We start from the raw sequence: 11,475 nt of genomic DNA, 5'->3' as shown, positions 1-11,475 counted from the left end.
GCCCCATCCTCCCGGTGCTGTTCACTCGGCGCCGCGTTTCAGCCCAGGAGGCCGTTCAGGACACGGCCGATCGCGCCGTCGAACGGATCCGCGCCGACCGCATCCGGCGGTGGAGAGGCCCTGAGGGCGGCCGTGACGCGGGGGTGGGTGCCGGCGGCCGCCACGTGGCGCAGGTAGGCGGTCCGGCGTGCCGCAGAGGAGGCGGTAGCGGCCAGTTCGTTCTGGACGAACATCGCGGTCATCGCGTTGAGGAGGCCGAAAGTCTCTGCGCGCGACGGGCGCCGGATGGTCGGCGAGGATCTCCAGGAAGCGCTCCAGTAGGTCCACCGCGTGCGGGCCGAGAGCCGGGCGCGTGACGACCAGGGCCGGGAGCCAAGGCCGCGACCCCGACGCACACGACGACGAAGACGAAAGCTGACGGACCCGACTGCCCCGAAGAAAACATGATCGTGACTGCTCCGCCCCCGCTGGCCGACGCCAGCGCCTCGCAAAGGCCTTGGCCCTGCTCGGCCACACCGTGCCCGCGACCGCCGAAGGCACCTGCCGAGCAGCTGCACCTCGCGCGGGCTCTGGTGGCCGCGGCCGAGCAGCAGGCGATCGCCGCCGAGGCCTCGCTCGCCGCCGAGCACGGCGGGGTGCTCCCGGCCGAGCACGCGACCACCGACCACCAGGGAGAGATCGACCTGGCCGCCAGCGCAGCGCGCTGATAATGCTTGCCCTGGCCTACTGGCGATCCGAACGGCTGTCGGCCGCCACCCAAGCCCTCGCCGACGCCTTCACCTGCGCCGACACCGCAAACCCTGAGAGCGGCGACGCGACCCCGACGACAACCCCGTGAACCTGACCTGGGAACTCGCCGTCCCCGCGGCCACCTCGGGTCTGCTCCGATTCCTCGCCGGCATCCACCGACGACGGCGCCTCCTCCGTCCAGGCCCTGGACGCCGCCACCGGACTCCTCGTCCTCACCGGACGAAGAGCCGATCGGCTACGCCGATGCACCGGCCTGGAACACATCCCCGGCCTGCTCAGCGCTGATCTGGGGGTGGAACTTGGGGTGCTGGTGAGGGTCGGCTGGCCCGGCGGCAGGTTCGTAGCCTGGAGGCCTACTACATGGCCTGCTCCTGGGCGTCAGTCGGGAGCGGGGTCCGCGGTTGCCCGGTGATCTCGTCCCGGTGCTTTCGAGGGAGGGCTGCCGCGCCGTCCACAGAGGCGGGACCGTCGATGTCAAGCCAGGCGGCGGCTGGTACGGCGCAGGATGGTGTAGCCGTTCGCGATGAGCCGGGGTCGTGGCGGGCATCTCCCGTCTCCATCCACGGGGCAAACCGACCGTTTCCTTTTGCCCTGGAGGCACCTCATGGGACGAGGCGACTCGACTCCGATGGATCACGAGGCCGCTGACCGGATCTCGGCGGCCGCCGAACGCGACCCGGACTCAGCGACCGCACAGAGCGGCTTCGACGACCGGGCGCAGCACGCCGCCGACCGTAACGAGGCCGACGACGACTGATCGCGTACGGTATCAAGCGCGCTCTTCAAGCGCGGGCGCTACTGCAGTTGGTCGCGGCGGCGGGTGAGGTAGGCGGTCTCGCCGGTGTTGCCGGCCAGCTCGATGGCCCGGTCGTAGGCCGTGCGTGACTGCTGACTTTGGCCCAGCCGGCGCAGCAGGTCGGCGCGGGTGGCGTGGTAGGCGTGATAGCCGGCCAACGCCTCGGCGAGGCGGTCAACGATGGCCAGTGCCACCTCCGGCCCGTCGAGCTCGGCCACGGCGATGGCCCGGTTGAGGGCGATGATCGGCGAGGGGTCGAGGCGGACGAGCTGGTCGTAGAGGGCGAGGACCTGCGACCAGTCGGTGTCGCGGATGTCGCGGGCGGAGGTGTGCACCGCGTTGATCGCGGCGAGGATCTGGTAGCGACCCGGAGCCACCCCGGCGGCGGCAGCGGCCAGGCGCTCGCGCACCAGCCGGTGACCCTCGGCGATCAGCGCCGCGTCCCAGGCCCCACGGTCCTGCTCGTCGAGCGCGACCAGTTCGCCGTTCGCCGAGACCCGGGCGGTGCGGCGGGCCTCGGTCAAGAGCATCAGCGCCAACAGCCCGGCCACCTCACCGTCCTGCGGCAGGAGCGCGCGGATCAGGCGGGTGAGCCGGATCGCCTCGGCGGTCAGGTCGTGACGTACGGGATCGGTGTTGGGTCCGGTCGCGAGGTATCCCTCGTTGAAGACGAGGAACAGGACGGCCAGGACGCCGGAGACACGAGCCGGGAGATCCTCGGCGGCCGGCACGCGATAGGGGATGCGAGCCGCCTTGATCTTGGCCTTCGCGCGGGTGATCCGCTGCCCCATGGCACTCTCGGCCGCCAGGAAGGCGCGGGCGATCTCGGGCACGGTCAGACCGCCGACCATGCGCAGCGTCAGCGCCACGCGGGTCTCCATCGCCAGCGCCGGGTGACAGCAGGTGAAGATCAGCCGGAGCCGGTCGTCGTCGATGGCGCCGGGAGGCTCGGGCGGGTCGTCGTCGTACACCATCTGCGCCTCCTTGTGCTTGTCGTCGCGCTTGTTCTCGCGCCGGATCCGGTCGATGGCCTTGCGGTTGGCGGTGGTGGTCAGCCAGGCGCCGGGGTTGGGCGGTGCGCCGTCCGCCTGCCACCGCTCGACGGCGGTCGCGAACGCCTCGGCGGCCGCCTCCTCGGCGATGTCGAGGTCACCGAAACGCCTGGTCAGGGCGGCGACCACCCGGACCCACTCCTCGTGGTGGGCCCGGGTGATCGCCTCGCGGACGTCGACGTCGTTCACTGGAACGGCCGCACCTCGACCTTCCGATCGCAGACCTTCGACGCCTCGGCGGCGAGCTTGAGCGCCACATCCAGATCGGGGGCCTCCCACACCCAGACGCCGGCGAGGTACTCCTTCGACTCCACGAAAGGCCCGTCGCTGAACACCGCCTGCTCGCCCCGGTTGTCGATGACGGTGGCCGTGTCGGGCGAGGCGAGTCCGCCCGCGAAAACCCAGTAGCCCTCGGCGATCAGTCGTTCGTTGAACGCGCTGATGGCCGGACGCCTGTCCGTGCTGCCGGGATTGCTCTTGTCATCGATCACGGAAACCAGGTACTGCATCTGAAGATCATCTCCTGTGGTGTCAAGACAGCGTGATTCGGTGGTCAGGGACTTCAAGCCGTCGGCGCATACTGAGGGCGCCCGGCCGGCCGGCAGACCTGGATCGTCACGCCCTTCGAGTCGACCCGCGACTCGACCAGGTCGAGCGCAAGATCCGGGCCGGTCTCCGGGAACAGTCTCGCGCCCTGGCCGAGGATCACCGGGATCACGATCAGAGTCATCTCGTCGACCAGATCGTTCTCCAGCAGCCACCGGGTCAGGGCGCCACTGCCGTGCACCTGCAGCTCACCCCCGGGCTTGGCCTTCAGCTCACTGATGGCCGCCGCGAGGTCGCCGCGGTGGAGAACGGTCGTGTCCTCCCAACGCGGCGCGGTGAGCGTGGTCGAAGCAACATACTTGGGGGCCTCGTTCAAGGCCACGCCGATGGGATGTGCGCGCATCTGGTCGATCGATCCCCAGGAGCCGGCGAACAGCTCGTAGGTGCGCCGGCCGAACAGGAACGCCTCTGCGCGCTGGTAGGTCTGCGTGATGAACGTCCTGGTCTCGTCGTCGCCCTTCCCTCGGGCCCATCCGCCGCGCTCGAATCCGTTACTGCGGTCATCCGACGCGGCGCCGTTTCCCTGCATCACTCCATCGATGGTGACCTGAGTCATGGTCGTCAGCTTCATGATCGCGTTCCTTCACCTTGGCGCCGCCCCTTGTGGACGGCCTCACCCCTGCTACGAACACCACCACCCCGATCCGACACCCCCTCCCGGACTTCTTTGAAGAAATTTCCGGGACGCCGGTCGTCAGCGATCACGGCAGTTTCGCGGCGACTGCGCTCCGCCTCCTCAAGCGCGCCCAGCGCGGACAAGCTCTTGGACCAGGTCGAACGCGAAGATCCTGATCAGTGGTGGCGGGCGTCGAACGGCTCGGGCGCGAGGGCAACCTCGTCGGTGGCGTAGCCGCCGAAGCGCTGGATGCGGGCGTCAGTCCGAGCACGGCATCGGCTTCGATGGAGACGCCGTTGTTGATGAGTTCGGCGGCGTGGGTGTGGCGGAGTCGGTGGATGCCGATCTCGACACCGGCCTGCTCGCAGTAGCCGGTCCAGCGGTGGGCGGCGTGGCAGGAAAGGTGCCCTCCACCGGTGGTGCTTACGGCGGTAACCAAGCGGGAGCGGAGGGACGCGGGCAGCACCGAGTTCGGCTGGTAGAGCCCCGGATACCGGGTCAGGCCCTTGAGGTGGGCGAAGCTCAGGGACGCCCAGCCGAGCTGGGTGGCCCCCTGGTAGTTAGTAGGGCAGGTACGGCTCAAGGCCCTGATCGGTGTACAGCTCCCAGGTCTGGATCTTGTCCACCCATCGGAAGATGGCGGCGTCTTCCAGCTATCCGGATGGTGCACCCTGTCGGCCCTCTCATCAGTGCCCGAGCCCGGCGGCCGAGGGTTCTGTCTGTGGTGCAACCAGGAAATCGGTGAAGGCAGCGAACCACACTACGTCGCCGATGGCGGATGGTGGGACATAACCCCAGACTTCTGGGATGAGGCGATGGGTGCAGGAGCCCATCTCGTCGGCTCGTCCGACATCGCCCAAGAGATGAACCTGTTTCTCGCGGAAATGGCTTTCAGGACCGAGAGATTCATAGATGAAACCTGGTTTTCCACACCAGGGCTGCTTTGCCGCGTCCCCGCCGGGGCATGGGCGTGATTACCGCACCTCGCCGACCGGCTGCGACCGGTGATCATTCGTGGTCCGTCGTCGGGGCGGTGACCGCGTTGAGCAGGAAATCGACGAGCCGTCGCGCGTGGCCGGCCGTGTCGCGGGCCAGCGTCGCCTGCGCGCCCGGCGGTGTGCTCAGCGCGTGCATCATCGCTCCGCCCGTCAGAGTGTCGAGCAGCAAGGTGACCGAGGCGGTGGCGGGTATCTCGTTCCGGGCGATGCCGCGGCGGACGACGGCGCGTGCGGCCAGGATCTGGTCCCGCCTCATCGTCTCGAAATGTTCGGCGACGCCTGGGATCGCCGGGGCCTCCAGGGCGATCCGGAGCGCCGCCCGGCTGCTCTCGCCGGCGTAGAGGTCGAGCATCTGCGTCGCCAGCTCGACCAGATCGCCGTGCAGCGTACCGGTGTCGACGTCATTGACCCGGAGCAGGCCCATCGTCAGCGCATCGGTCAGCAGCGCTTCCTTGCTGTTCCAGCGCAGGTAGAGCGAGGCCTTGCCGACGCCGGCGCGCCGGGCGACCGTCTCCATCGCGAAGCCGGCCCAGCCGGCCTCGCCGAACACGTCCAGGGCCGCCTGGGCGATCCGGCGGTCGACGTCGGGGTCGCGGGGGCGCCCCGGTGACGATGGCGTCGCGCTCACCGAGCTCACCTTACCTTTTGATCTTCAGCGGCCTATTGCTGAACGGTTTCCGTCAGGATACAGTGGCGAAAAATTGAACGCCGAGCGTTCAGTATTTGTTCGAGCGGCGCGAAGCCGGTTCCGCGAAGCTGGAGGAAAAGATCATGCGTACGGCCCTGACCGACCTGCTGGGCGTCGAGCATCCCGTCGTCGGCTTCAATCGCTCACCCGGTGTCGTCGCCGCCGTCACCAACGCCGGCGGCTTCGGCGTGCTCGCCGCCTCGGCGTACAAGCCCGAGGAGCTCGATGCCCAGCTGACCTGGATCGAGGAGCAGGTCCAGGGCAAGCCGTACGGCGTCGACCTGCTCGTACCGGAGAAGTTCGCCGCCGGCGACCCGGACAATCTCATCGCCAGTCTGCGCGCGCAGATCCCGGCCGAGCACTTCGCCTTCGTCCAGGACCTTCTCGAGCGGTACGACATCCCGCCCGCACCCGAGGGGACCGGCAGCTTCGACGAGATCGCCGCCAGCCTCAACCCGGGCGGCGCCGCCGCGCTCCTCGACGTGGCGTTCCAGCATCGCATCTCGCTGATCGCCAACGCCCTCGGCACTCCGCCGCCGGACCTCGTTGCGCGGGGCAAGGCCGCCGGTGTCGTGGTCGCCGCCCTGGTCGGCCAGCCCAAGCACGCCCGTCGTCAGATCGACGCCGGAGTCGACGTGCTGATCGCGCAGGGCACCGAGGCGGGCGGGCACACGGGCACCATCGCCACCATGGTCCTCACCCCGGAGATCGTCGACATGGCCGGTGACCGGCCCGTCCTCGCCGCCGGTGGCATCGCCTCAGGGCGGCAGATGGCCGCCGCCTTGGCGCTGGGCGCCGCCGGGGTGTGGACCGGTTCGGTGTGGCTGTCCAGTGAGGAGGACGTCGCCAACCAGGCCATCAAGAACAAGTTCCTCGCCGCCTCCAGCTCCGACACCCTGCGCTCACCCACGCGCACCGGGAAGCCGGCCCGGCAGCTGCGCACCGCCTGGCACGACGAATGGGAGGCCGCCGGGAGTCCCATGCCGCTGCCCATGCCGCTGCAGCCGTTGCTGGTGAACGAGGCCTGGCAACGCATCGACGCCGCGGCCGAGGCCGGTCACGAAGGCGCCCTGAAGCTGGAGTCGTTCTTCGTCGGCCAGGTCGTCGGCTCGTTCCGCGAGGTGCGCCCGGCCGCGGAGATCGTCCGTGACCTCGTCGCCGATTGCGAACAGCGCATCACCGACCTTGGGGCCCTGCTGCCGTCTTCGGCCGCATAAGCTGCGGGTGCCCGAGGTCACTCCGGCTGCCAGGCCGATTTCTCGACGCCCGTCAGTACGCGTCGCAGGTCTTTTACGGCTGCCGTTCGGCAACTCGCGACCGTGCATGCCGCCCACCGCTTGTTCCGCTCCCGATTGGCCCCGGGAGACCTCCGATCCGTCGCTTCGCCCGGACGGAGGGTGGTCCACACACCTGAAGGATCCCGATGACGACCATCACCCCGCAGCGGCTGTCCTCATTGTTCCGGCCGCGCAGCGTCGCCCTCGTCGGCGCAGCCAACAAGTCGCAGTTCTCGGCCATCGTCTACCACAACCTGCTCCAGTTCGGCTTCGGCGAGCATGTTCACCTGGTGAACCGGCGCGGTGCCGAGACCCACGGCCGGCCCACGGTGACCTCCTGCCAGGAGATCGGTTCGCCGGTCGACGTCGCGTTCATGATGGTGCCGCAGGCGGGCACTCTGGAGGCGCTCTCGGACGCGGCGGCCGCCGGTATTCGCAACGCCGTCGTCCTGTCGTCGGGTTACGGCGAGGCGGGGGAGGCCGGCCGCGTGGCCCAGGCGGAACTCGTCGCGCACGCCCGGTCGCTGGACATGGTGCTGCTGGGGCCCAACATGCTCGGGTTCGCCAACTTCGTCGACCGGATCCCGGTGACCGCGATCCCCAAGCTGCCCCAGGAGCACGGCACGGTCGCGCTGCTGTCCCAGAGCGGCGCCAGCTCCAGCGCGATGCTCGACTTCGCGTCGATGGTCGGCGTGGGGATGTCGTACATGGTCACCCTCGGCAACGAAGCCATGATCTCGGCGGGGCACGTCCTGGACTACCTGGTCGACGACGAGCACACGAAAGCCGTCGCCGTGTTCATGGAGACCATCCGTGACCCCGAGACGTTCCGGCACGCCGCCCGCCGGGCAGCGGAGGCCGGCAAGGCCATCGTCGTCCTCAAGGCGGGCAGCAGCGAGTTGTCCGCCCGGACCGCGGCCGCGCACACCGGCGCCCTCGTCGGCGACGACGCGACGATCGACGCCGTGTTCAAGGACCTCGGGATCATCCGGGTCGACTCGATCGAGGACATGCTCATCACCGCCGGCGCCGCGGCGGCGCTGGGCCGTCTCGAACGCCCGGGGATCGGTGTCGTGTCGATCTCCGGCGGCGCCTGCGACATCGTCGCCGACCGCGCGGAGGACCTCGGGGCGCCTCTGCCGGCCCTCGCCCCGCACACTGAGCAGGCGCTCGCCGAGATCATGCCCGAATACGGAACGGTGCAGAACCCGCTCGACGTCACCGGTGCCGCGGTCATCGACCCGACGATGTTCACGCGGGCGATCGCTGCGATGTCGCAAGACCCTTCGGTCGGCGTCGTCGCGGTCGTCAACGGGCTGCCATGGCGGCCGGACGAAGTGCCCTACATGGGCCAGGGCTACGTGAACGCCATCGGTGAGGGGATGCGGCGGGCCGCCACGCCGTGCGTGTACGTCAATCAGGTCCTGCAACCGGTCACCGACGTCACGCGCGACTCGATGCGGGCCGGTGGGGTGCCGTTCACGATTCCCGGCCTGCGGCAGACGGTGGTCGCCCTGAGGAACGTCGGCTGGTGGTCGGAGACCACCCGCGAGATGTCGAACGCGAGGCAATCCCCGGGGGAGCAGCTTCCGGTGCCCGCGCCGTCCGCCCGCAAGGGTGCCTGGTCCGAGGACGCCGCCCGGCGGCTGCTCGCCGACGCCGGAATCCCGGTCGTCCCCGCCGTCCTGGCGCGGTCGGCGGACGAGGCGGCGAAAGCGGCAGCCGACTTCGGCGGCCGGGTCGCGCTCAAGGTGTGCTCACCGCAGATCCTCCACAAGAGCGACATCGGCGGCGTCCGGCTCGGCGTCACCGGCGTGGACGCCCGCACGGCGTACGAGGCGCTCGTCGCGTCGGCCGCGACCGTCGACGGAGCAGAGTTGGAGGGGATCCTCGTCTCTCCGATGCGCTCCGGCGGCGTCGAACTGCTCGTCGGCGTCGTCCGCGACCCGCAGTGGGGTCCGATGCTGGCGGTGGCCCTCGGCGGCGTCTTCGTCGAGGTGCTCAAGGACTCCGCGCTCACCCCGCTTCCCGTCACCGCCGCTCGGGCCCGGCGGCTGCTCACCGGACTGCGGGCGGCGGCCGTCCTCGACGGTGTCCGAGGCGGCGCGCCGGCCGATCTGGACGCGGTCGCCGCGGTCGTCGCCCGGGTCGGCGAACTCGCCCTGGCGCTGGGCGACGACCTGGAATCCCTTGAGATCAATCCACTGCGCGTCAACGGCTCCGTCGTGGAGGCCCTCGACGCCGTCGTCACCTGGCGCAGCGCCTGACCCGCACGCCCGGCCTTCCCGAATCCCACCCTCAGGAGTCATGGCATGCAGTACGAGGACCTCGATCCGCGGACACCGGTCGTCGTCGGCGTCGGGCAGTCGTCCGAGCGCATCGGCGAGCCGGGGTATCGGCGTCGCTCACCGGTCGACCTGGCCGCCGACGCGGCCAGGGAGGCCCTCGCCGACACCGGCGCGGACGTGAACGCGATCTCCGACGCCGTCGACACCGTCGCCGGTGTGCGGCAGTTCGAGATCTCCACCCCCGGGGCGCCGGCCCCGCTGGGCAAATCGGACAACTACCCGCGGTCGGTGGCCGCACGGGTGGGTGCGGCGCCGCGGCGGGCGGTGCTGGAGGTCGGCGGCGGGCAGTCCCCGCAGCACCTGGTCAACGAGTTCGCCGCCATCATCGCCGCCGGCGAGGCCGACGTCGTTCTCCTGTTCGGCTCCGAGGCCATCTCCACTGCCCGCCACCTCGCCGGCGCGGAGGACAAGCCCGACTTCACCGAGCACGTCGACGGGGACCTCGAGGACCGCGGCTACGGGCTCAAGGGCCTGGTGTCCCGGTATGCGGCCGAGCACGGGCTCACCGGCGCGCCGGAGATGTACGCCCTGTTCGACAACGCGCGCCGCGCCCGGCTCGGCCTGTCCCGCGAGGAGTACGCCCGCGCGATGGCTGAGCTGTTCGCGCCGTTCACCCGGGTCGCCGCGAAGAATCCGCACGCCGCCGCCCGGGTCGAGCGGGACGCGGCCGAACTGGTCACCCCCACGGAGGCCAACCGGCCGATCGCCGACCCCTACACCCGCTACGTCGTCGCCCGCGACCAGGTCAACCAGGGCGCCGCGGTCCTGCTCATGTCGGTGGCGGCCGCCCGGCGGCTCGGCGTGCCGGAGGAGAAGTGGGTGTTCCTGCACGGGCACGCCGACCTGCGCGAGCGTGACCTGCTCGACCGCGCCGACCTCGGCAGTGGACCCGCGTCGGTGATGGCGGCCGAGCACGCCCTCGACGTCGCCGGTGTGACCGCCTCCGACATGGCGACGTTCGACTTCTACAGCTGCTTCCCGGTCGCCGTGTTCAACACCGCCGTCGACGGCCTCGGCCTGGCCGCGGACGACCCGCGCGGGCTCACCCTCACCGGCGGGCTGCCGTTCTTCGGCGGCGCCGGCAACAACTACTCCATGCACGCCGTCGCCGAGACCGTCCAGCGGGCCCGCACGGCCCCGGGCACCTTCGGCTTCGTCGGCGCCAACGGCGGGATGCTCAGCAAATACTCGGTCGGCGTCTACTCGACCACCCCGGTGGAGTGGCGCCCCGACCGCAGCGCGGCCCTGCAGACGGAGATCGACTCGTGGCAGGCGCCCGCCCAGACGAACAAGGCCAACGGCTGGGCCACGATCGAGACGTACACCGTCAAGCACGACCGCAAGGGCAACCGCACCGGCATCGTCGTCGGCCGGCTCGAGGCCGACGGCCGCCGCTTCCTCGCCGCCACCACGAAGGGCGACGACGACATCCTCGACCTGCTGTCCACCGAAGAACCAATCGGGCAGCGGGTCTTCGTGAAGTGGACGCCTCGCGGCAACCGGGTCACCACCACCGAGGCGCGCATGGCCGACCTGCACCCGGCCCGGGTGCCCGGCTTCCGCGACCGGTACGACAACGTCCTCGTGCGCCGCGACGGACACGTCCTCGAGATCACCATCAACCGGCCCGACCAGCGCAACTCGCTGACCCCGCCGGCCAACGACGAGCTCGACGAGGTCTTCGACGCCTTCTTCGCCGACCCCGACCTGTGGGTCGCCATCCTGACCGGCGCCGGCGACAAGGCCTTCTCCGCCGGAAACGACCTGATCTGGTCGGCCGGCGGCAAGCCGATGTGGGTGCCGGAGAACGGGTTCGGCGGACTGACCAGCCGCCGCTCGCTGCTCAAGCCGGTCATCGCCGCGGTCAACGGCTTCGCCATGGGCGGCGGCTGCGAGATCGCCCTGACCTGCCACCTCGTCGTCGCCGACGAGACCGCGCAGTTCGCCCTCAGCGAGGTCAAGGTCGGCCTCATCGCCGGCGCGGGAGGTCTGGTCCGGCTGCCCCGGGCGGTGCCGCCGAAGCTGGCCAACGAGATGATCCTCACCGGCCGCCGGCTCACCGCCGAGGAAGCGCTGCAGCACGGCCTGGTCAACCGCGTCGTCCCCGCCGGCGCCGCGCTCGACGGCGCCCGCGCGCTGGCCCAGGAGATCCTCGCGGCGTCCCCGACCTCGGTACGCATCTCCCTGCGGGTCATGGAGGAGACCCAAGGCATCACCGACACCGTCGAGGCGGTCACCCACCCCACCGACGCCGTCGACGACCTGATGCTCAGCGAGGACATGATCGAGGGCCTCACCGCCTTCGCCCAGAAGCGCCGTCCTCAATGGAAGAACCGCTGACCAC

Annotated in this window: 11 protein-coding genes; 6 read left to right on the top strand and 5 right to left on the bottom strand. The window is 70.4% G+C overall.

The window, feature by feature from the left end; genetic code table 11:
* Nucleotides 1-38: 38 nt before the first annotated feature.
* Complete coding sequence (locus ACQEVJ_RS26325) at nt 39-242, bottom strand: hypothetical protein (RefSeq protein ID WP_433105437.1); 204 nt, start codon at nt 240-242, stop codon at nt 39-41.
* Nucleotides 243-449: 207 nt separating this feature from the next.
* Here ACQEVJ_RS26325 and ACQEVJ_RS26320 point away from each other — a divergent pair, with 207 nt between their 5' ends.
* Nucleotides 450-707, top strand: coding sequence for a hypothetical protein (locus ACQEVJ_RS26320; RefSeq protein ID WP_433105435.1), 258 nt, complete (start codon nt 450-452; stop codon nt 705-707).
* A 647-nt stretch (nt 708-1,354) separates the two neighbouring features.
* Nucleotides 1,355-1,507 (top strand): hypothetical protein, encoded by a 153-nt coding sequence (locus ACQEVJ_RS26315; protein WP_433105433.1) that lies wholly within the window; start codon nt 1,355-1,357, stop codon nt 1,505-1,507.
* 38 nt (nt 1,508-1,545) lie between these two features.
* On the opposite strand, the gene ACQEVJ_RS26310 is transcribed toward ACQEVJ_RS26315, so the two are convergent.
* The 3 genes from ACQEVJ_RS26310 to ACQEVJ_RS26300 are packed head-to-tail and all read right to left on the bottom strand — an operon-like array spanning nt 1,546 to nt 3,775.
* Nucleotides 1,546-2,787: an RNA polymerase sigma factor gene (locus tag ACQEVJ_RS26310; protein WP_433105431.1), complete on the bottom strand. Its 1,242-nt coding sequence runs from the start codon at nt 2,785-2,787 to the stop codon at nt 1,546-1,548.
* The gene (locus ACQEVJ_RS26305; protein ID WP_363953113.1) at nt 2,784-3,107 is read right to left on the bottom strand and encodes a YciI family protein; all 324 of its coding nucleotides are present in this window, start codon (nt 3,105-3,107) and stop codon (nt 2,784-2,786) included. Before ACQEVJ_RS26305 ends, ACQEVJ_RS26310 begins: the two co-directional genes overlap by 4 nt.
* A 53-nt stretch (nt 3,108-3,160) precedes the next feature.
* Complete coding sequence (locus ACQEVJ_RS26300; RefSeq protein ID WP_433105429.1) at nt 3,161-3,775, bottom strand: dihydrofolate reductase family protein; 615 nt, start codon at nt 3,773-3,775, stop codon at nt 3,161-3,163.
* A 734-nt stretch (nt 3,776-4,509) separates the two neighbouring features.
* Here ACQEVJ_RS26300 and ACQEVJ_RS26295 point away from each other — a divergent pair.
* Entirely contained in the window at nt 4,510-4,794 is a 285-nt protein-coding gene (locus tag ACQEVJ_RS26295) for a hypothetical protein (protein ID WP_433105427.1), read from the top strand.
* Between the two features lie 34 nt (nt 4,795-4,828).
* Here the strand turns inward: ACQEVJ_RS26295 and ACQEVJ_RS26290 are convergent, their stop codons facing one another.
* Entirely contained in the window at nt 4,829-5,446 is a 618-nt protein-coding gene (locus tag ACQEVJ_RS26290) for a TetR/AcrR family transcriptional regulator (protein WP_433105425.1), read from the bottom strand.
* Nucleotides 5,447-5,589: 143 nt separating this feature from the next.
* Between ACQEVJ_RS26290 and ACQEVJ_RS26285 the strand changes: the two genes are divergently transcribed.
* From ACQEVJ_RS26285 to ACQEVJ_RS26275, 3 genes are all read left to right on the top strand, one after another.
* Complete coding sequence (locus ACQEVJ_RS26285; RefSeq protein WP_433105423.1) at nt 5,590-6,723, top strand: nitronate monooxygenase; 1,134 nt, start codon at nt 5,590-5,592, stop codon at nt 6,721-6,723.
* Nucleotides 6,724-6,929: 206 nt separating this feature from the next.
* Nucleotides 6,930-9,050, top strand: a complete 2,121-nt coding sequence (locus tag ACQEVJ_RS26280) for an acetate--CoA ligase family protein (RefSeq protein WP_433105421.1) — start codon at nt 6,930-6,932, stop codon at nt 9,048-9,050.
* 45 nt (nt 9,051-9,095) lie between these two features.
* Nucleotides 9,096-11,471, top strand: a complete 2,376-nt coding sequence (locus ACQEVJ_RS26275; protein WP_433105419.1) for an acetyl-CoA acetyltransferase — start codon at nt 9,096-9,098, stop codon at nt 11,469-11,471.
* The last annotated feature ends 4 nt before the right edge of the window (nt 11,472-11,475 follow it).

The organism is Microbispora sp. CA-102843, from assembly GCF_050936215.1.
GTDB lineage: Bacteria > Actinomycetota > Actinomycetes > Streptosporangiales > Streptosporangiaceae > Microbispora.
This window is presented reverse-complemented; position numbering and strand designations above follow the sequence as displayed.

Excerpts from the sequence above, each read along its gene's own strand:
- ACQEVJ_RS26275 (WP_433105419.1), top strand. The coding sequence starts at position 9,096 with ATGCAGTACGAGGACCTCGATCCGCGGACACCGGTCGTCGTCGGCGTC.
- ACQEVJ_RS26280 (WP_433105421.1), top strand. The coding sequence starts at position 6,930 with ATGACGACCATCACCCCGCAGCGGCTGTCCTCATTGTTCCGGCCGCGC.
- ACQEVJ_RS26300 (WP_433105429.1), bottom strand. The coding sequence starts at position 3,775 with ATGAAGCTGACGACCATGACTCAGGTCACCATCGATGGAGTGATGCAG.
- ACQEVJ_RS26315 (WP_433105433.1), top strand. The coding sequence starts at position 1,355 with ATGGGACGAGGCGACTCGACTCCGATGGATCACGAGGCCGCTGACCGG.
- ACQEVJ_RS26305 (WP_363953113.1), bottom strand. The coding sequence starts at position 3,107 with ATGCAGTACCTGGTTTCCGTGATCGATGACAAGAGCAATCCCGGCAGC.
- ACQEVJ_RS26285 (WP_433105423.1), top strand. The coding sequence starts at position 5,590 with ATGCGTACGGCCCTGACCGACCTGCTGGGCGTCGAGCATCCCGTCGTC.
- ACQEVJ_RS26325 (WP_433105437.1), bottom strand. The coding sequence starts at position 242 with ATGACCGCGATGTTCGTCCAGAACGAACTGGCCGCTACCGCCTCCTCT.